This is a genomic window from Azoarcus sp. Soil_N_20 (assembly GCF_057656155.1).
This window is the reverse complement of sequence record NZ_JBDGKX010000003.1, coordinates 409,971-428,783: the sequence shown is the minus strand read 5'-3', so window position 1 is coordinate 428,783 and position 18,813 is coordinate 409,971. Positions and strand designations below refer to the sequence as shown.

15 protein-coding genes and 1 riboswitch are annotated in these 18,813 nt (G+C 65.9%); of the genes, 6 read left to right on the top strand and 9 right to left on the bottom strand.

All coding sequences use genetic code 11. The features are described 5' to 3' along the window. Positions 1-23 precede the first annotated feature (23 nt). From cobN to AC3A35_RS09250, 5 genes are all read right to left on the bottom strand, one after another. Entirely contained in the window at positions 24-4,091 is a 4,068-nt protein-coding gene (gene cobN / locus AC3A35_RS09270; protein ID WP_487435751.1) for a cobaltochelatase subunit CobN, read from the bottom strand. Further along, the gene (locus AC3A35_RS09265; RefSeq protein ID WP_487435750.1) at positions 4,088-4,444 is read right to left on the bottom strand and encodes a DUF2149 domain-containing protein; all 357 of its coding nucleotides are present in this window, start codon (positions 4,442-4,444) and stop codon (positions 4,088-4,090) included. The genes cobN and AC3A35_RS09265 overlap by 4 nt, the downstream gene beginning before the upstream one ends. Beyond that, positions 4,441-4,905 (bottom strand): hypothetical protein, encoded by a 465-nt coding sequence (locus tag AC3A35_RS09260; RefSeq protein WP_487435749.1) that lies wholly within the window; start codon positions 4,903-4,905, stop codon positions 4,441-4,443. Before AC3A35_RS09260 ends, AC3A35_RS09265 begins: the two co-directional genes overlap by 4 nt. 22 nt (positions 4,906-4,927) lie before the next feature. After that, the gene (locus AC3A35_RS09255) at positions 4,928-5,464 is read right to left on the bottom strand and encodes a ZrgA family zinc uptake protein (RefSeq protein ID WP_487435748.1); all 537 of its coding nucleotides are present in this window, start codon (positions 5,462-5,464) and stop codon (positions 4,928-4,930) included. Positions 5,465-5,540: 76 nt separating this feature from the next. Continuing rightward, a riboswitch (cobalamin riboswitch) is annotated at positions 5,541-5,809 on the bottom strand. A 123-nt stretch (positions 5,810-5,932) separates the two neighbouring features. Continuing rightward, positions 5,933-6,712: a DUF2189 domain-containing protein gene (locus tag AC3A35_RS09250; protein WP_487435747.1), complete on the bottom strand. Its 780-nt coding sequence runs from the start codon at positions 6,710-6,712 to the stop codon at positions 5,933-5,935. A 432-nt stretch (positions 6,713-7,144) separates the two neighbouring features. Here AC3A35_RS09250 and AC3A35_RS09245 point away from each other — a divergent pair, with 432 nt between their 5' ends. Together AC3A35_RS09245 and AC3A35_RS09240 are read left to right on the top strand one after the other, a co-directional pair. Beyond that, the gene (locus AC3A35_RS09245; RefSeq protein ID WP_487435746.1) at positions 7,145-9,913 is read left to right on the top strand and encodes an AMP-binding protein; all 2,769 of its coding nucleotides are present in this window, start codon (positions 7,145-7,147) and stop codon (positions 9,911-9,913) included. Positions 9,914-10,012: 99 nt separating this feature from the next. Beyond that, entirely contained in the window at positions 10,013-10,864 is an 852-nt protein-coding gene (locus tag AC3A35_RS09240; protein WP_487435745.1) for an endonuclease/exonuclease/phosphatase family protein, read from the top strand. A 12-nt stretch (positions 10,865-10,876) separates the two neighbouring features. Here AC3A35_RS09240 and AC3A35_RS09235 read toward each other — a convergent pair whose 3' ends face one another. The 4 genes from AC3A35_RS09235 to AC3A35_RS09220 all read right to left on the bottom strand — a co-directional run bounded on the left by AC3A35_RS09235 (position 10,877) and on the right by AC3A35_RS09220 (position 14,155). Continuing rightward, positions 10,877-11,671 (bottom strand): DUF2189 domain-containing protein, encoded by a 795-nt coding sequence (locus tag AC3A35_RS09235; RefSeq protein ID WP_487435744.1) that lies wholly within the window; start codon positions 11,669-11,671, stop codon positions 10,877-10,879. Between the two features lie 123 nt (positions 11,672-11,794). Further along, positions 11,795-12,601: an alpha/beta fold hydrolase gene (locus AC3A35_RS09230; RefSeq protein WP_487435743.1), complete on the bottom strand. Its 807-nt coding sequence runs from the start codon at positions 12,599-12,601 to the stop codon at positions 11,795-11,797. Between the two features lie 5 nt (positions 12,602-12,606). Beyond that, positions 12,607-13,911 (bottom strand): O-acetylhomoserine aminocarboxypropyltransferase, encoded by a 1,305-nt coding sequence (locus tag AC3A35_RS09225; protein WP_487435742.1) that lies wholly within the window; start codon positions 13,909-13,911, stop codon positions 12,607-12,609. Positions 13,912-13,939: 28 nt separating this feature from the next. Then, on the bottom strand, positions 13,940-14,155 hold the full coding sequence (locus AC3A35_RS09220) for a YdcH family protein (protein WP_487435809.1): 216 nt from the start codon (positions 14,153-14,155) through the stop codon (positions 13,940-13,942). A 349-nt stretch (positions 14,156-14,504) separates the two neighbouring features. Between AC3A35_RS09220 and greB the strand changes: the two genes are divergently transcribed. The 4 genes from greB (at position 14,505) to AC3A35_RS09200 (ending at position 18,807) form a co-directional block, all read left to right on the top strand. Continuing rightward, a complete protein-coding gene (greB, locus tag AC3A35_RS09215) occupies positions 14,505-15,065 on the top strand; it encodes a transcription elongation factor GreB (protein ID WP_487435741.1) in 561 nt (186 codons plus the stop codon). A 78-nt stretch (positions 15,066-15,143) separates the two neighbouring features. Continuing rightward, a complete protein-coding gene (htpG, locus tag AC3A35_RS09210; RefSeq protein WP_487435740.1) occupies positions 15,144-17,072 on the top strand; it encodes a molecular chaperone HtpG in 1,929 nt (642 codons plus the stop codon). A 226-nt stretch (positions 17,073-17,298) separates the two neighbouring features. Then, complete coding sequence (locus AC3A35_RS09205; RefSeq protein ID WP_487435739.1) at positions 17,299-18,066, top strand: ABC transporter ATP-binding protein; 768 nt, start codon at positions 17,299-17,301, stop codon at positions 18,064-18,066. 18 nt (positions 18,067-18,084) lie between these two features. Further along, positions 18,085-18,807, top strand: coding sequence for an ABC transporter ATP-binding protein (locus AC3A35_RS09200; protein WP_487435738.1), 723 nt, complete (start codon positions 18,085-18,087; stop codon positions 18,805-18,807). Positions 18,808-18,813: the final 6 nt, after the last annotated feature.

The following is an 18,813-nucleotide window of genomic DNA, read 5'->3' as shown; positions in this document are numbered from 1 at the left end:
GCCGCACGATGATTGCATCCCGGTCATCGGCGCCCGATGGCAGGCAGCCGACGCCCGGGGTGGCTCGCCCACTGCCGGGTTGCGCCGGCGCCAGCCACCAGCGCCATGACCAGCATCGTCAGCACGGCGGGCAGCTTGTCGGCCGCGGCCGCGACCTGATCCTCGCGCCGCAGCAGCACGCCCCGCAGCACGGGCGCCGCGGCGGGCGGGTGCTCGGTGTCGGGTGACGGCGGCTCGACCTGTGGTGGCGGCAGGGGCTGCGCGGTGGGCACTGCCACGGCCAATCCTCGGGACCGCCTGCGCGTCGTGTTCTCCGGTGGTGACAGCTGGTCGTGAACCCACTGGCGGACGGCGGGCAACTCGCGCGCGAGCGGTGCGCGGCGGGTCAGCTCCTCGTACAGTTGCGCCAGCTCGCGGCGGCCTGCAGCGTCGGGCGCCCAGTGGCCGTGGCGCTGCGCCTGCACCAGCCGTTCCAGGGTCTGGGCATAGGCTTGCGGGTGGCTGCGCAGCCATTCGGGGATGCCCAGCGCGTGCTTGTCCTTCACCAGTACGTCGTAGAACCCTTGCCAGTGATCGGGCCGCACCGTGCCGTCGACCGTGGCCTGCCAGCCCCAGATGAACTGGACCGCCTTGAGTACCTGCAGGGTGCCGGCATAGCCCTCGGCCTTTTGCGCCTCGATCCAGCCCGGGTGGAGATAGCGCGACTGCATCTCCATTGCGATGCTGCGTTGCGCGCTCTCGGTGAACGGCTCGTTGCCGTCCTGCAACTGGTTGACGAACAGGTGCAGGGGTTTCGTCTTGCCGGCAGTGCGTGCGGCGGCCGCAAGGCCGCCGAGATACTGGAACGGATCGTCCGAACTCGCCATTGCATACAGATGGGAGGTCCGCGACAGGATGGCGGCGTCGGCGCGACGCAACTGCGCGCCGATCGCCTGGGCCGCGATCCCGGCGGGAATGCCTTCGAGCGCGCTGCCGCCGATATAGGGTTGGCTCATGCGCTGCAGGAACATGGCGCCCAGTCGATCGTCACGGGTGCGCAGTCCGTTGTCCTGAACTGCGTCGGAAATACCGGTGCCGTAGTCGCCGACCGCATTGCCGAATACCCGCGCCTGACCGAGCAGCCGGGCTTGTGCTGCAGGCACGCCCTTCCGGGCGAGCTCGGTGGCGACCTCGGTACTGTTGAGCGCGATCGCACCGAGCGGCTCGGCCTCGGTCACCGCGGCCACCGCCTGGTCGAGGAGCGCCATCAGGGCCGGAAACTGATCGCGGTAGGAACCGGTTACGCTCAGCACGACATCGACCCGCGCCCTGCCGAGTTCGTCCGCCGGTATCAGCTCGACCGTGCGTGGCCGACCGGAATCGTCCCACACCGGGCGCACCCCGAGCGCCACCATCGCCTGGGCTTCCATGATGCCCTGGTGACGCAAGGTTTCGCCGGCCCACAGCGACAGCACCATGCGCCGTGGCGGCTGCCCGCCGTTAGCCTTGTGCCAGTCGTCGAGCCAGTTCTTGAACAGGATGCGGGCGACGTTGTAGGCCTGGCGGGTCGGCAGGCGACTGGGGTCGAGCCCGGTCAGGTTGCGCCCGGTGGGCAGACTGTCCGGGTTGCGGATCGGGTCGCCGCCATACGCCGCCGGCACGAAGCGGCCCTCGAGTGCGTTCAACAGCCCGTCCATCTCGCCTTCGGTGGCCAGCAGGCGGTCCAGGGTTTGCGCACGGCCGGCAAGTTCGAGCAGCGCATCGTGGTCGATCGCGCGGCGTGCTGCGCGATTGGGTACGGCGGTTTCGGGTTCGGGCGGACGCAGGTCGAGCACACTCGCCGCCTGCGGGTCGCGCAGCGCGACTTCGAGCCAGCGCGCGGGGCGCGAGTAGGCGACGTCGCGATAGGCGATCAGGAAGGTCTCGTCGATATCCTCGCCCAGGGCATCGAGCAGCGGCTGGCGCAGGGCCTGCAGGATGGTCTGGCGGCGCAGCCCCTCGTCCGGGGTCTTGCCGAATACGGCCAGGCCCCTGGGTTGTGAGCTCTGCGCGAGCTGGTCGAGCCAGGGGTGCAGGACTTCCATGAATTTCTCGAGCTCGGCACTGATCTGGTCGCGGCTCCAGCCAAGGTCGCGGTGAAACTGATGTTCCACGATCAACTCCACCAGCTGGTGGGTGAGTGCGGTGCGGGTGGGGCCAAGGTCGGCGATCTCCCATTCGTGCATCAGCTGGTGCATCTGGGCCAGTCTGGCCGGAAAGCCGGCGGTGGCGAACACCGGGGTGCGATGGCTGACCAGCAGCGCACGGCCACGGCGCTTGGCGGTCAGCGCCTCGCCGAGGTTGTCGACGATATAGGGGTAGATCACCGGCAGATCCCCGAGTGGCAGCAGTGCATCGTCGAGCACGTCGAGTGCGCGCGATTTGCCCGGTGCCCATTCCTGGGTGCCGTGAGTGCCGAAATGGATCAGGGCATCCGCTTGCTGTGCCCACAGGTAGACCGCGAGGTAATGGTGCGACAGCGGCTGTTTGCTGCGGTGCATGAAGGGGTTCTGGCCGCGGCGCAGGGTCTCCTCGCGTGGTGGCTGCGGCAGTACCGACAGCTTGCCGATCTGCAGGCGGGGGATCACGAACACCGGTTCGCCCTCCCACTGCACGACATAGCGACTGCTGGCAGGCGGTCCCCAATGGCGCTCGATCCGCTGCCGCACCGGCGCCGGCAGGGTCTGCCACCAGGTCTCGTAACGCGCCAGCGGCAGCGCCTCTGCCTGCTGTGCCTGCAGCAGGGCGACGAGATCGGCGTCCGGGTAGTAGGCCCGGAGCAGGGGTTGGAGCCCGCCAATCCAATCGGCCTCGGGTGTGGGCCGGGTGTCGTAACCGGCTGCGGCCAATGCGCCGGAGACCTGTTCCAGACTGCGCGGTACGTTGAGGAAGGAGGCGCCGAAATTGGTCCCGCCCGGCGGATAGTTGTACACCATGGCGACCAGCTGCTTGTCCGCGGCTGGGCGCGAACGGAGCGCAAGCAGACGCTTCGCCTTTGCCACCACCGCGTCGGCCTGGCGCTCGATGAGCACGGTGCGTCGGCCCCGGTCGGCATGGGTGACCACCATCAGCGGATCGATCGCACCGGCGGCCTCGGGCTGGACCAGATAGAACGGGGTGTCGCCGAGCGACAGCCCTGCGGCGTCCTGTTCCCACGCCGCCTGATCGCCCTGGCGGTAGGGCTGGGTCGCCAGCACCGGGGTGGCCCAGCGCTCGAACAGCGGCTGCAGTGCGGCGGCCTGCGGGGTGAGCTGATGGACCACGATCAATCGCGGGTGCGGGGTGGGGGCCGCGGCTGCGGAGTCCTGCTCCAGCATGGCCGCGAGTCCGGCGCCATCGACCTGCTGGCCGAACACCGCATAGGCAAAGAGGCCCTGGTGCGCGAACCGCCGAAGCCAGTCGTCCAGCCAGTCGGTGGCGCCGTTGATGAAATGGTAGCGATGCACCAGCACCGCGACTGCGGGTTGGTCGCTGTAGCGGGGGACCGTGCCTTGCCAGGCCGCCAGTGCGTCGGCGTTGTCGAAGAAGTCCGGCGCATCGGGATGATAGAGGCCGCGCGCGGGCCACCGCCGCGGAGCCGGCAGATCCGGCACCGCAGCCTGGTCGATGGCGGCGGAGGCGAGCGTGAACGCGTGGCGGACGTTGGTTTCGCCCCCCGCGCGCAGATACTCGTCCATACGCCGTGCCGCACGGTCGGCCGGAGCTGCCGGCACTTCGGCGCTGATCCATACCACCCGCTCGGGATGACTGGCCGCGTGGGCGTCGAGCATGGAACCGAAGAGTTTGTGCAGCCGGGCATGGGCGCTTGCGTGAGGCACATCGACCCACACCAGGTCGGCCTGTGTCAGGGCCCGGGCCATGGCTTCGCGCTGTTCCGCGGCCTGCCCCGGGGTGTCACGCAGCGGATGGTCGAGGTGGCGGACCGTCCATCCTGCCGCAGCACCGAGACGTTCGATCATCGCGCTGCGCGCGGCAGGAGTGATGTCCGCCGTCACCCACAGCAGGTCGCGGGCGAGGGCGTTGCCGCTCGCGCACCAGAGGGCGATGCACAGCAGCCGGAGCAGCGTGTTCATCGGTCGTCACCTGCGCCCGGTTTCTCGCCCGCGGCACCATCCTCGGGGACATAGATGATGCTGCCATCGTGCAGGCGGTATGCAACGCCGGCACGCACGCCCTTGCCATCGCTGACGCTTCCACTGCCCTTGTAGCGGACTTCGCGTCCCTGCTCGGTGACCACGATCTCCATGTCCGGCTCGCCCGCCTTGTGCACCCGGGTGGGGTCGGGAGGGGCGGTCTGGCGCGTACTCGCCGCCACTGCAGCGAGCAGGGCGACCACCAGCACGAGGAACACGTCGACCAGATTGACGGCCGACAGCATCGGATCTTCATCGTCCTCGTCGAGCACCTTCAGATGCTTGAGACTCATGCCCGCACCTCACGGGCCTTGCGGATGGACAGCAATTCGGCCAGCAGCCAGCGCCGCCGCACCGAATAGACTACCAGGCCGACCGAAGCCGCTGCCAGCGCCAGTACCACGCCGGCAAAGGCGCCGCTGAATACCGCCAACGCTTCGTGCCCCTGGCCGGTGGCCACGCTTTGCAGCGCGGGGCCGAGCGGAATCATGGTCGCAATCAGTCCGAGCATCGGCGTGACCCGGCTCAGCAGCCGCAATGGCTCGATCTGGCGCAGTACCCGCATCTCCAGTTCTTCCATCGAATACCCGGCGTCACCGGGCAGGCAGGCATAGTCGGGCAGGCGCCAGCGTTGCCAGCCTTCCATCAGGGTCCTGCCGGCGACCCACAGGGCGTAGGTGAAGGCAAGCGCGACGAGGGTGAGTACCGGCCACAGCAGGGCTTGGGCGATCTGCAGAAAGCTTGCTTCTATCATTGTCGGTTTCCGGTGACGGGGGTCAGAAGGTGATGGCCGGAAACTTCGGCCTTACGGTGACGGTCTTGCGGCCGGCCGGTGCGCTCAGGCTGACCCTCAGCTGCTTGAGCCCGGCATGGTTACCGAACGCGGAGAAGACGATCGATTGCAGCGCGGACACCCGGGCACATTCGAACTCGAACGCATAGACGATGTTGGCAATGTCCGCCGATCGGTCCGCGGTCGCGAGATCCGGTGCAAGCTGTGAGCGGGCGACGGTGCAGGCCGCTTCGGCAGCGGGCTCGATGAACTTGTCGAGTTCGCCGAGACGGCCCTTCAGGAGATCGAGGGTCTGCTGTTGCGCGGGGGTCTTCGGTGGGTAGTCGAACCCGAGCAGGCTCTCCAGCGGGAAGTTGAATTCGCCCCTCAGTACATCGCCCTCGATGACGAGGGTCAGGGTGGCGTGCCCATGGGTGTGGTCGCCGTGGCCGAAGGCGGGCGTTGCGACAGTGGTTACGGTGGCGACGGCCACGGCGCAGGCGAGCGCCGTCAGCGGCGAACGGCCGGGTCGGATGGTCATGGTGATGAACTCGAAAAGTCGCCCTCACTGTCTTCCCCGACAGTGCGTGGGCACAAGGTTGCGGTTCGTCAGGCGAACCGCAACAGCCTTGTTGGCCGGTATCCGGGCTGGCGGCACACATTTCCATCGCCTTCCCGGGCGGATCTGATCGATCCCGGTTCCAGTGGCTGGGTGATGGAAGTGGCCCGGACATCGAATTCCGGGCCTGGCCGCTTACCGTTGCGGGGGCAGCGCAGGTTATCCCGCCCCGCGCAGCCGTTCGAGGCCGGGGGGACGAGACTCCTGCTTCCCGTTGAACTGTGCTCCCGGAAAGGAAGCACGAGCACCAACGGGCCTGATGTTAGCCGAATGCCGACCGAGTGTCAGCCGTGTCCGGTTCGCCCGCCACCGCGTTGCTACCGTCGCGCAAGGCCCGGACATCGCCGGCGAATGGCTTCGTCCGGAGCAGTTGCCGCGAATCCGGGCTTTCTACTTCGGAAAGACCCTGAAGTAGAAGGCCCGGCTGGCGTAGGCCATCACCGGCAGGGTGATCAGCAGCAGCGGCAGCACCAATGCGCTGATCATGATCACCACCGCAAGCACCACGGCCCAGCACATCATCACCGGAAAACGCGTGAACACTGCGCGGACGCTGGCGACGACGCCGGAGACGAGGTCGGCGCGCCGGTCGTGGATGAGCGGGATGGAGAACGCCGAGATGGTAAACAGAATGAAGGCCAGCACCGCACCCATGATCGAACTGAACAGGATGAAATCGCTTACCCGCGCGTCGGCCGGCAACATGCGGGCGAACCCGATCGGCTCGTGACCGACCATGAAACCATAGAGGGTTCCCGCATCGGTGAGCCAGATCAGGAACAGCAGCGCGCATACGAAGGAGACGACCCAGCCGCCTCGCGGCATGCGCCGGAACCCACGCGGGATGTCGGCGGCCACCGGCTTCCCGCCGGCGTGAAGGACGTCCGAAACCGAGAAGAAACCGGCCAGCAGTATCGGCCCGACCAGCATGAATCCACCCGCCAGTGAGAGGCTGAGCGGCGCGATCGACACCGCGTCGAGGACCAGAAACAGCATGCCGCCCAGAACGACGAACACGGCCGCGTAGGCCGCACTCAACATCGGCACGGCGCGGAACTGAGCCATCCCGACCGCGATCGACGACCACAGGTCGGCCAGACTGACCTGCGCCGGCTGCAGCGATCGCGCGGCCGGTCTGCTTTTCGGGTGTTCGGGAGCGGGTTCGGACATGGCAGAGCATCCTCGGTCGACACCGGAGGCCGCATCCGTCCGGCACGATGCGCGAGTGGGTGATTGGGTCATGAATCGCGCGACCGTGCGGCCGGTGACGATTCCGTTTCATGTCGATTGTGGGCGGCGCCGGCCGCAGCTGCCTTGATCGAAATCACATTCGGCGGGCGGCAGAACTCGTCCGGATGAGAGGTGTCCGTCTACGAGGCGTGGGCTGCTGCCCGCCCCGAGCACTGCATGTAGCCGGCGTAGGGCAGGCCACCCGCGGCGAAGGCCGCAGGGATACCGGGCTGGCGGGCGTCCGATGCGCAGGGAAGTTGCGTCCGGGTATCGAAGTCGCGATCACGCGCGCGTCTCCTCCGGGTGTTACCTTGGTTGCAGCGACCGTCGAATACCGGAGGCATGAACGTGTCGGAACGATCAGGATCCGATTTGCCGCACGATGTTGCCCGCCTGCTGAGCCTCGTCGACGACTTGCTGCGGGAGCTGCAGCCGCGTTCGCAGACGCGGGCCGGACTCGACAGTCTGTTCGACCGCGATCTGGGTCTGGACAGCCTTGCCCGGGTCGAACTGCTGGCGCGGGTGGAGCGCGGCTTCGACGTCCGCCTCCCGGCGGAAGTGCTGGGGGCGGCCGAAACGCCACGACAGCTCATCGACGCGATCGGAAACGCTGGGCATCGGTCCGCCCGCTCGGCGCTTGCGGGTGTGCGGCTGGCGATCCCGGAACAGGCCGAGGGCGTTCCGGCGGACGCCGCCACCCTGGTCGAGGTGCTCGACTGGCATGTGGCCCGCCACCCCGACCGCATACATGTCACCTTCTACCGCAGCGCGGACGAGACCGAGGCCCTGAGCTATGGGCAACTCGCCGATGCCGCCGCACGGGTTGCCGCGGCACTGATGCGCGTCGGCATCCGGCCGGGGCAGTGCGTGGCGATGATGCTGCCGTCGGGGCTGGATTTCTTCCGCAGCTTCTTCGGAATCCTGTTTGCCGGCGCCGTGCCGGTGCCGATCTATCCGCCGGCACGGCCGGCCCAACTCGAGGACCATCTGCGGCGACAGGCCGGCATCCTGCGCAATTGCGAGGCGCGCGTGCTGATCACCTTCGATCAGGTTCGCCCGCTCGCGCGCATGCTTGCAGGTCTGGCGCCGGCGCTCGATCGCGTATTGACGCCTGCCGATCTCGATGCCGCGCCGATGTCGCGCATGCCTGCCGATGGCGACGAGCTGGCACTGATCCAGTACACCTCCGGATCGACGGGCGACCCGAAGGGCGTGATGCTCAGCCATCGCAACTTGCTTGGCAACATCCGTGCGTGGGGGAGCGCGATCGGGCTGACCTCGACCGATGTCGCGGTGAGCTGGCTACCGCTTTACCACGACATGGGCTTGATCGGCGCGTGGCTGGGCAGCCTCTACTACGCCTGCCCGCTGATACTGATGTCGCCGCTGGATTTTCTGGCCCGACCCGAGCGTTGGCTGTGGGCCATCCATCACCATCGCGGCACGGTGACCGCGGCCCCCAACTTTGCGTTCGACCTCTGCGTTCGGCGTTTGTCCGACCAGCCACTGGAGGGGCTGGATCTGTCCAGCTGGCGGCTGGCGATCAATGGCGCCGAGCCGGTGAGCCCGGATTCGATGGCGCGTTTTGCCACTGCCTTTGCCGCTTACGGACTGCGGCGCGAAATTCTCACCCCGGTCTATGGTCTCGCCGAATGTACGGTGGGACTGGCGATATCGCCACCGGGTCGCGGGGTGCAGCTTGACCGCGTGCAGCGCGACGCCATGATGATCCACGGCCGCGCCGAACCCGCCGCAGCCGGTGATGAAAGTGCCCTGGTCTTCGTCTGTTGCGGACCGCCGCTACCCGGCCACCAAGTGCGGATCGTCGATGAAGGCGGGCGGGTGCAGCCCGAGCGCAGCATCGGCAGTCTTGAGTTTTGCGGGCCTTCGGCCACGGCCGGGTACTACCGTAACCCGGCGGCAAGCGCCACCCTCTTTAATGGCCAATGGCTGGTCTCTGGTGATTACGCCTACCTGGCCGACGGCGAGGTCCATATCACCGGGCGGGCCAAGGACATGATCATCCGCGGCGGACGCAATTTCTACCCCTACGACCTGGAACAGGCAATCGGCAATCTCGCCGGCGTACGCAAGGGCTGTGTGGCGGTCTTTGGTGTCGTCGGTGCCCACCGTGCGGACGAAGAACTCGTCGTGGTGGCCGAGACGCGCGCGCGCGATGACGCCCCCCGGCACACCCTCGAGCAGCGCATCACGGCCGCGGCGGTCGACCAGGTCGGACTGCAGCCCGATGTGGTGGTGTTGGTGCCGCCCCATGCGGTGTTGAAGACCTCGAGTGGCAAGATTCGCCGCGCTGCAGTGCGCGATGCCTATTTGAACGGCACGCTCGGCGCATCGGCACGGGCGCCGTGGCTGCAGCTTCTGCGCCTGGAGATCGCCAGTTGGAGGGGACGCGTGCGTGCCGGCGGTGAGCGTGCCGGCCAGCTTCTCCATGGGATCCGGGTGTGGGCGGGATTCGGTGTGCTTGCGCCGCTTGCCGCGCTTGCGATCCTTACCCTGCCCACGCTCCGGCTGCGCTGGGCCGTGGCCCGCACGTTGGCACGCCTGTTTCGCGTGGTCAGCGCATGCCCGCTGCGGGTGGAAGGTCTCGAACACCTGCCGTCCGGTCCCTGCGTGCTGGTCGCCAATCATGCGAGCTACGTCGACGGGTTCGTGCTCGTCGCTGCGCTGCCGAGGCCGGTCGGTTTCGTCGCCAAGGCCGAATTCAAGGCCAACCCCTTGATGCATGCGCTGTTTTCGCGCATGGGTGCCCGCTTCGTCGAGCGCTTCGACTCGCGCAAGGGCGTCGAGGATGCACAGACGCTGGTCGCTGGCGCCCGCGTTTCGCCGCCGCTATTGTTCTTTGCAGAAGGCACTTTCAATGCGCGACCGGCCCTTCAGGCTTTTCGTCTCGGGGCTTTCCAGGTCGCGGTTGCGAATGGCCTGCCGGTGGTCCCGATCGCGCTTGCCGGTACGCGGCAGGTGCTGCCCGACGGGTCGTGGCGACCGCGTCGCGGCCCGCTGGCGGTGACGATCAGCCCCCCGGTCGAACCGACCGGGGCGGGATGGCACGACATGCTCGCGCTGCGCGACAAGGTGCGCAGCTTCATCCTGACGCACTGCGGGGAGGATGATGGTGCCTGATGCGCCAGGTTTCGCGCGCGGCGCAGATCGTGAACCTGCGACGGGGGGCGACCGGCTGCAGCCTGTCAGGACCCGTTACGGCAAGGATGAGGAGGTTATATGCGGATAGTGAGCTGGAATATTCAGTGGGGCCGAGGGGCGGATGGACGGGTCGATCTGGATCGGACGATCGCTGCGCTGCACGCGATCGGTGATGCCGACGTTATTTGCCTGCAGGAGGTGGCTCAGCGCTTTTCGGGGCTTGCCGGGGGACATTGCGAGGATGGGCCGGCGATTCTGGGGGCGGCCTTTGCCGACTATGAAGCCGTGTTCGGCGCCGCGGTCGATGTGCCCGATGGCAATGGTGGCCGGGCGCGATTCGGCAATCTGCTGTTGTCGCGGCATCCGGTCGGGCAGGTGTTTCGTCATCTGCTGCCGAGCCCGGCCGATCCGACCGTGCCTGCAATGCAGCGGATCTGTGTCGAAGCGGTGGTGGATGCACCCGGCGGGGCGCTCAGGGTGCTGACGACGCATCTGGAATACTACTCGGCACTGCAACGCGCTGCCCAGATCGCGCGCCTGCGGGATGTGCACCGTGAAGCGGTTGCCCACGCGCTGGCGCCGCCAGTCATCAAAGAGTCAAATCCGGGCTTTCGGGCGTGGCCCCGGCCGGCCGCCGCGGTGTTGTGTGGCGACTTCAACTGCGAGCCGGGCTCGGCCGATTACGATGCCATTCTTGCGCCCACGGACCCTGCGGTACCCGCATGGCGGGATGCCTGGTGCGTGGTCGAGGGGCCCACGCCGCATCCGCCAACGGTTGGCCTGCATGGCGCCGACTGGCCGGACCGCCCGTACTGCTGCGACTTTGCCTTTGTCAGTGCAGATCTCGCATCGAGGGTGAGGGCGGTGACCGTGTGTGCGGACACCGATGCGTCGGATCACCAGCCCGTCGTGCTCGAACTTGGCGGCTGAACGTTGCCGTGTTCAGCGCGTCGGCAACGGCTCCACCAGATCGCGATAGGCGTGCCAGGTGGCGTGGCCGATGATCGGCATCAACACGACCAGGCCGATGTGGAAACTGAGAAAGCCGATGATGGTCATCGAAACCAGCAGAATGGCCCACACGCTCATTGCCGCCGGATTGCGCACCAATGCGGCGATGCTGGCGAGCATCGAACTGATGGCATCTTGGTTGCGGTCGAGCATCAGCGGAATCGAGACCACGCTGACGGCGAACACGAGGGTGGCGAAGACCAGCCCGATGCCGAGATAGACCAGCAGGAATTCGATGTTCTCGAGCGCCAGCAACTGGCCCAGGAAACCGGAGAGGTTGGGCATCTCGTTGGAGTAGAACAGGGCGAACACGACCAGTGACGCTCGCGCCCACACCAGAAAGACCACGCCGAGCACCACCGCGAACAGGCCGATGTTGCCGGCGTTGCGCTTCCACACCGTGAGCGTCGGTGCCAGCGAGCAGTTTTCGCCGAGCTGATGCCGGCGACTGATCTCGTACAGACCCATGGCAAGGAAGGGACCCAGCAACAGAAAGCCCGACGTCAGCGCCGAGGTGTATTCGTACGCGTGCTCGAACACGAAGGTGACCAGCAGGCCCATACCGGCGAAGCAGAAACCATAGAACAGGCTCGGGATGGGGCAGGCCCTGAGGTCGCCGAATCCCCGCGCGACCCACGCGAAGGGGGCGGTAAACGGGATGTCGCGAACCGTGGGGAAGGGAAGCCCCGCGGCATCGTCAAGCTCGGTATCGTTCGGCTGCGACATGTGTCTCTCTCCTGTCGGGTTGTATTTTTTCAGCAGCAGAATGGTTGTGGTAGGGCAAGGGACAACGATGGAGGCAATTCGGGTTGCCGACCGGCGTAACAGTCCACCTGTAATCCGCCAGCACTACGCCTCCAGAAACCTCCTAATTGCATTGCCGACCGCGGCGGGCGATTCGGCCATCATTGCGTGGCCGGCGCCCGCCAGCGTCATCATACGCGCACCGCCCGCCGCGTTGGCCAGTGCGTCGTATAAGGGTTTTACCGCACGCGCGGGGGTCATCTGGTCGCGCTCGCCGCACAGCATCAGTGTCGGGCAGCGGATCCCGGCGGCGGCCGTTAAGCCATCGGTCCATGCGTTGCACGCCTGCAGGTCGGTGGCCAGAACGCCGGCCGGCTGGCGTTCCATCAGGCGCTGGTTTGCACCGACGAGCGAGATGCCGGGCGTGGCGCTGGCGCCGAGTTGAGCGGTCGGGCTGAAGGACCACTGATTGATCATCGCGTGGGCGCGATCACGGTCGTCGCCGGCGGCGTCCAACAGCACCGGCGCAACCGGCATCGGCGCCACGCTGCCCACCAGGATCAGGCGGGCGACCCGGTCGGCTGCCTTTGCCGCGGTCGCGAGCGCGATCAGCGACCCCATGCTGTGGCCGACGAGGTGCATCCGGGTGCAGCCGACCGCGTCGGTCAGGTCGAGCAGCCAGGTCGCCATGGCGTCAATGTCGCGCAGCGGCTCACCGTGCGATCCGCCATGGCCCGGCAGGTCGGGTGCCAGCACGCCATAGCCGTGGTGCGCGAGGTGGCGGGCCTGGTAATTCCAGACGCTGTGGTCGTGTCCTGCGCCGTGGATCAGGACTACGGTCGGCAGCTCGCGGTCGAAGCTGCGTCCGCCGGTGTAGATCCGGGTGAGGTGCTGATTGACGGCGATGTCCATGCCGATCACCCCTTCGACAGCTTGTCGACGGCGGCCAGCCCGCGATCGAGGTCGGTGAGCAGGTCGCCGACATTCTCCAGGCCGACTGAGAGGCGCACGGTACCTTCGCCGATTCCGGCAGCCGCGAGATCGGCGGCCGACATGCGGAAGTGGGTGGTGCTTGCCGGGTGGATGACCAGCGATTTGGCGTCGCCGACGTTGGCCAGGTGCGAGAACAGTCGGAGTGCACCGATAAACGCCTTGCCGGCCTGACGTCCGCCCTTGAGCTCGAACGACAGCACCGCACCGCAGCCGTCGGGCAGGAGCCGTTGCGCCAGCGCGTGGTCCGGATGGGAGGCGAGGGCGGGGTAGGCGATTCTGTCCACCAGCGGATGAGTGGCCAGGTGGTCGGCGACCGTGCCGGCGTTGTCAACGTGCGCGCGCATCCGCAATGGCAGGGTTTCCAGCCCTTGCAGGATCTGGAACGCGTTCATCGGCGACAGGCAGGCGCCGAAATCGCGCAGGCCTTCACGGCGGGCACGCAGCAGGAAGGCTGCGACCGGCGACTCCTCGGCGAAATCCATGCCGTGAAAGCCCTCGTAGGCTTCGGTCAGGGTCGGAAACAGCCCGGAGGCCTCCCAGTCGAAGCGGCCGCCATCGACCAGCAGCCCGCCGACGGCGACGCCGTGGCCGCCGATGAACTTGGTGGCAGAGTGCATCACCAGGTCGGCTCCCAGTTCGAACGGGCGTTGGAGGGCAGGGCTCACCAGGGTGGCGTCGACCAGCAAGGGCAGGCGGGCGGCATGGGCAATGCCGGCCACGGTCGGAATATCGAGCACGTCCAGTCCCGGGTTGCCGATCGATTCGCCGAACAGCAGCCGGGTCTCGGGGCGGATCGCGGCACGCCAGGCATCGGCATCGCGGGGATCGACGAAGGTGGTGCGGATGCCGAAGCGTGGCAGGGTGTACGCCAGCAGGTTGTGCGAGCCGCCGTAGAGCGAGCGCGAGGCGACGATGTGGCCGCCGCAGCCCATCAGAGTGGTGACGGCAAGATGGAAGGCGGCCTGACCACTGGCAACGGCCACCGCGCCAACGCCGCCTTCGAGTGCGGCAATCCGCTCTTCGAGCACGGCATTGGTGGGGTTCGAGATGCGAGAATAGACGTGGCCGGGCTGCTCCAGATTGAACAGGGCGGCAGCCTGATCGGCATCCGGAAAAACGTAACTGGTGGTGAAGTGGATCGGTGTCGCGCGCGAACCGTGCGTCGCATCGGGAGATTGCCCGGCATGGAGCGCGAGCGTTTCCCGACCGTAGAGTCCGGGTTGGGTCATGAGTGCCGTTTCTGGTAGATGGCTCGTTTCAGGCCAGGTCGTCGGGCTCGACAAGACGCTCGATGATCGAAATGCGATCCTTGAGTGCCAGCTTGCGCTTCTTCATCCGCCGGATCAGGAGCTGATCGTCGGTGGGCGCAGCAATCAGCCTGGCAATCGCCTCGTCGAGATCGCGGTGCTCTGCGCGCAACGCTTCCAGGCGCAACTGCAGACTGGTTGCGTTGTCGAAGCTGTCGTCGTTCATCCTGTCGTCGTTCATCGTGAACCCGCTCGGGTGCTGGCGCGGCTGCGCCGTTTGTCGGTGAATCCCCTTGGAGGCTGTCGGACTTGAGCGATCGTCACGAGCCGAGTGGGAAAGCGAGGACCGATTCGGCCGGTTTTGAGGCGCATAGTCATTCTATGCAACGAAAAAAACGGGCGGATATGGACCGCTTCTCCCACTGGCGCAGTAGATCAGCCTCAAGTCCGACAGCCTCCTAGGGCTATGGTATGCGGCAGGTGAGTCGATGACAATGTTGACGGGGTACAGTCGTCGGAATTTGCCCGTTCTATCCATTATCATCACCGGTTTGCCGGCATTCGGGAAGGTCATCATGAACAAGGCATTCGTCAGGGAAGCGGAAGGTGACGAGGAGGAAGACGCGCTCTCGCCCTCGCTGCGCCTGCCGCCAGGCAGCAAGAACTATATGACCCGGCGCGGCTACCTTGCCCTGCGCGAGGAGCTCGACCAGTTGTTGCGGATCGAGCGGCCCAAAATGGTCGAAACCGTAGCTTGGGCGGCGGGCAACGGGGACCGCTCGGAGAATGGCGACTATATCTATGGCAAGAAGCGCCTGCGCGAGATCGACCGGCGTATCCGTTTTCTGATCAAGCGCATCGAGAACGCGGAGGTGGTCGACCCGGCCGCGCAGCAGAACGTGGATCAGGTGTTCTTCGGTGCCACGGTGACGATCAGTGATGTCGAGGATGCCACCGGCGCCGAGCAAACCTGGCAGATCGTCGGCGTGGACGAGGCCAATGCCGCGGCCGGCATGATCAGCTGGATCTCGCCGCTGGCGCGGGCGCTGATCAAGGCGCGCGAGGGCGATATGGTGCGCTTCATGAGCCCGGCCGGCGTGCGCGAGATCGAGATTGTCGGGGTTCGCTACGACTGACTGCCGACGGGGCTTGAAAATCCGGGTCGGCGACCCAATCTGCAGCTCACACTTTTTCACCACCGGAGACGCATCGAGATGTCCAGCGCCCAGACCGCCGAAACCCTGAATTTCCAGGCCGAAGTGAAGCAACTGCTTCACCTGATGATCCACTCGCTGTACTCGAACCGCGAGATCTTCCTGCGCGAGTTGATTTCCAATGCTTCCGATGCCAGCGACAAGCTGCGCTTCGAGGCCCTCGACCAGCCCGCCCTGTTCGAAGGCGACAGCGATCTGAAGATCCGCGTCGCATTCGATGCCGAGGCGAAGACGGTCACCATCAGCGACAACGGCATCGGCATGAGCCGCGATGAGGTCGTCACCCACCTCGGCACCATCGCCAAGTCGGGCACCCGGGAATTCTTCGGCAAGCTCACCGGCGACCAGAAGAAGGACGCCAATCTGATCGGCCAGTTCGGGGTCGGCTTCTATTCCGCCTTCATCGTGGCCGACAAGGTCACCGTGCGCACCCGCCGCGCCGGGCTGCCGCTGAGCGAGGGCGTGAAGTGGGAGTGCGCGATGACCGGCGACACCGCCGGCGAATACACCGTCGAGCCGATCGAGAAGGCCGACCGCGGCACCGAGATCACCCTGCATCTGCGTGAAGGTCAGGACGACCTGCTCTCCGGCTGGAAGCTCAAGAGCCTGATCCGCAAGTACTCCGATCACATCGTGCAGCCGATCGTGATGAAGAAGGAAGAGTGGGACGAAGAGAAGAAGGCGCAGGTCGTCACCGACGAGGACGAGACCGTCAACCAGGCGAATGCGCTGTGGGCACGGTCGAAGAACGATGTCACCGACGACGAGTACAAGGCGTTCTACAAGCACGTCGGCCATGACTACGACGAGCCGCTGGCGTGGACCCATGCCCGGGTGGAAGGCCGCCAGGAATACACCCAGTTGCTGTACGTGCCATCGCATGCGCCGTTCGACATGTGGGACCGCAATGCGCGCCACGGCGTCAAGCTCTATGTGAAGCGGGTCTTCATCATGGACGATGCCGAGAAGCTGATGCCGACTTATCTGCGCTTCGTGCGCGGGGTGGTCGACTCGGCCGATCTGCCACTCAACGTGTCACGCGAGATCCTGCAGGAGTCCAAGGATATCGACGCCATCCGCCAGGGCTGCACCAAGAAGGTGCTGGCCCTGCTCGAAGGCATGGCCACCAGCGATGAGGCCGCCGACAAGGAAAAGTACGCCACCTTCTGGAAAGAGTTCGGCAAGGTACTCAAGGAGGGCGTGGGCGAAGATTTCGCCAACAAGGACAAGATTGCCGGCCTGCTGCGCTTTGCCTCCACCCATGCCGACACGCCCGATGAAGTGGTCTCGCTCGACGACTACATCGGACGCATGAAGGAAGGCCAGGACAAGATCTACTACGTCACCGCCGAAACCTTCAATGCCGCGAAGAACAGCCCCCATCTCGAGATTTTCCGCAAGAAGGGCATCGAGGTGCTGTTGCTGTCCGACCGCGTGGACGAGTGGGTGATCGGCAACCTCACCGAGTTTGCCGGCAAGGCGCTCGCATCGGTGGCCAAGGGCGGGCTCGACCTGGGCCAGCTCGAAGACGAAGCCGAGAAGAAAGAGGTCGAACAGGCCGCCGACGAGTACAAGGAACTGTTGGAGAAGATCAAGACCAGCCTCGGCGAGCGGGTCAAGGACGTCAAGGTCACCCTGCGCCTGACCGACTCGCCGGCCTGCCTGGTGGCGGACGAGCATGATCTGGGCATGAACCTCGGGCGCATCCTCAAGGCCGCGGGCCAGAACGCGCCGATGTCGAAACCGATCCTGGAGATCAATCCGCGGCATCCGGCGGTCCTGCGCCTGAAGTACGAAGACAAGAACTTCGACGATTGGGCCGCGGTGCTGTTCGACCAGGCCTTGCTCGCCGAAGGCGGCACGCTGGATGATCCGGCGAGTTTCGTCAAGCGCATCAACCAGCTGATGATGGCGATGAGCGGCAACTGACATATCGGCACGGTCCCGCGCCAGGGGCCTGTTGCAGCGGGAATATTCGAGGGGGCTGTGCGCGACACGCGGACGGCCCCCTCGGCCTTTGGCGGGGGGCGTGCGGGTAAACGATAGTTGCCCGCAAGTTCAGATGACGGAAGACTGAAGGCGGACAGAAAGAGCAGCAAACAGGCAGACCTTCGCCTGGCTCAACGCGAGCGCCGCATCATTCCCGGAAAGCACTATGGACGAGTTCATTCTCGAAACGGTCGGCCTGACCAAAGAGTTCAGGGGCTTTGTCGCAGTCTCCAATGTCGATCTCAAGGTCAGGCGCGGCGATATTCATGCGCTGATCGGTCCGAATGGGGCCGGCAAGACCACCGTGTTCAACCTGCTCACCAAGTTCCTGCCGCCGACATCGGGAAGCATCCGTTTCGAGGGGCGGGATATCACCCGGGAAGCACCGGCGGTTACCGCGCGGGGCGGACTGGTGCGCTCGTTCCAGATCTCCGCCACCTTTCCGCACCTGACGGTGATGGAAAACGTGCGCATCGGCCTGCAGCGCAAGCTCGGCACCGAGTTTCATTTCTGGCGCTCGAAGAAGTCGCTCGATGTGCTCAACGATGAAGCGATGGCGTTGCTCGAATCGGTGGATCTGAAGGATTTCGCCGATACCGTCACCGCCGAGATGCCCTACGGGCGCAAGCGTGCGCTGGAAATCGCCACCACCCTGGCACTGAACCCGAAGATGATGCTGCTCGACGAACCCACTCAGGGTATGGGCAACGAGGACATCGGTCGCGTGGTGGAGTTGATCCGCAAGGTGTCGGCCAATCGCAGCATCCTGATGGTCGAACACAACCTGTCCGTGGTCGCCAACCTTTGCGACCGCATCACCGTGCTCACCCGCGGCAGCGTCCTTGCCGAAGGCACCTATGCCGAAGTGTCGAAGAATCCCAAGGTGCTCGAAGCCTATGTCGGCTCCGATGACATGAATGACGCCCACCACTGACCCCGGTCGCCCCCGCCCATGACAAGCGCCTTCACTCCCCGCCCGGAAATATTGCGGATCCGGGATCTGCATGCGTTCTACGGTGAATCGCACATCCTCCACGGTATCGACCTGCAGGTGGCCCGCGGCGAGTGCATCACCCTGCTCGGGCGTAACGGTTCCGGTCGGTCCACCACGCTGAAATCCATTCTCGGCCTGGTCGGTCGGCGCAGCGGATCGATCATGGTCAACGGCAAGGAGGTGATTGCCGAGCCCACCCACCGCATGGCGCGCTACGGCATCGGATATGTGCCCGAGGAACGCGCGATCTTTGCCTCGCTCAGCGCCGAGGAGAACCTTCTGTTACCACCCCAGGTGGCCAGCGGCGGCATGTCGGTGGACGAGATCTACGGGATGTTCCCCAACCTGCTGGAGCGCCGCAGCAGCCCGGGCAGCAAGCTTTCGGGCGGAGAGCAGCAGATGCTGGCGATGGCGCGCGTGTTGCGTACCGGGGCAAAGCTGATGTTGCTCGACGAGATCACAGAAGGCCTGGCTCCGGTCATCGTCAAGAAGCTCGGCGAAGTCATCACCGAACTCAAGTCACGCGGTTTCACCATCGTCATGGTGGAGCAGAACTTCCGCTTCGCCGCGCCACTCGCCGACCGGCACTACGTGCTCGAACATGGCGAGATCATTGCCACCATCCCCGCGGCAGAGTTGCCGTTGAAGATGGACTGGCTGCACCAGACGCTCGGGGTTTGACTCGGG

What these genes read in the sequence shown, in the direction of transcription:
- cobN (WP_487435751.1), bottom strand. Translation starts at nt 4,091, where the DNA reads ATGAACACGCTGCTCCGGCTGCTGTGCATCGCCCTCTGGTGCGCGAGC.
- AC3A35_RS09265 (WP_487435750.1), bottom strand. Translation starts at nt 4,444, where the DNA reads ATGAGTCTCAAGCATCTGAAGGTGCTCGACGAGGACGATGAAGATCCG.
- AC3A35_RS09260 (WP_487435749.1), bottom strand. Translation starts at nt 4,905, where the DNA reads ATGATAGAAGCAAGCTTTCTGCAGATCGCCCAAGCCCTGCTGTGGCCG.
- AC3A35_RS09255 (WP_487435748.1), bottom strand. Translation starts at nt 5,464, where the DNA reads ATGACCATCCGACCCGGCCGTTCGCCGCTGACGGCGCTCGCCTGCGCC.
- AC3A35_RS09250 (WP_487435747.1), bottom strand. Translation starts at nt 6,712, where the DNA reads ATGTCCGAACCCGCTCCCGAACACCCGAAAAGCAGACCGGCCGCGCGA.
- AC3A35_RS09240 (WP_487435745.1), top strand. Translation starts at nt 10,013, where the DNA reads ATGCGGATAGTGAGCTGGAATATTCAGTGGGGCCGAGGGGCGGATGGA.
- AC3A35_RS09235 (WP_487435744.1), bottom strand. Translation starts at nt 11,671, where the DNA reads ATGTCGCAGCCGAACGATACCGAGCTTGACGATGCCGCGGGGCTTCCC.
- AC3A35_RS09230 (WP_487435743.1), bottom strand. Translation starts at nt 12,601, where the DNA reads ATGGACATCGCCGTCAATCAGCACCTCACCCGGATCTACACCGGCGGA.
- AC3A35_RS09225 (WP_487435742.1), bottom strand. Translation starts at nt 13,911, where the DNA reads ATGACCCAACCCGGACTCTACGGTCGGGAAACGCTCGCGCTCCATGCC.
- AC3A35_RS09220 (WP_487435809.1), bottom strand. Translation starts at nt 14,155, where the DNA reads ATGAACGACGACAGCTTCGACAACGCAACCAGTCTGCAGTTGCGCCTG.
- greB (WP_487435741.1), top strand. Translation starts at nt 14,505, where the DNA reads ATGAACAAGGCATTCGTCAGGGAAGCGGAAGGTGACGAGGAGGAAGAC.
- htpG (WP_487435740.1), top strand. Translation starts at nt 15,144, where the DNA reads ATGTCCAGCGCCCAGACCGCCGAAACCCTGAATTTCCAGGCCGAAGTG.
- AC3A35_RS09205 (WP_487435739.1), top strand. Translation starts at nt 17,299, where the DNA reads ATGGACGAGTTCATTCTCGAAACGGTCGGCCTGACCAAAGAGTTCAGG.
- AC3A35_RS09200 (WP_487435738.1), top strand. Translation starts at nt 18,085, where the DNA reads ATGACAAGCGCCTTCACTCCCCGCCCGGAAATATTGCGGATCCGGGAT.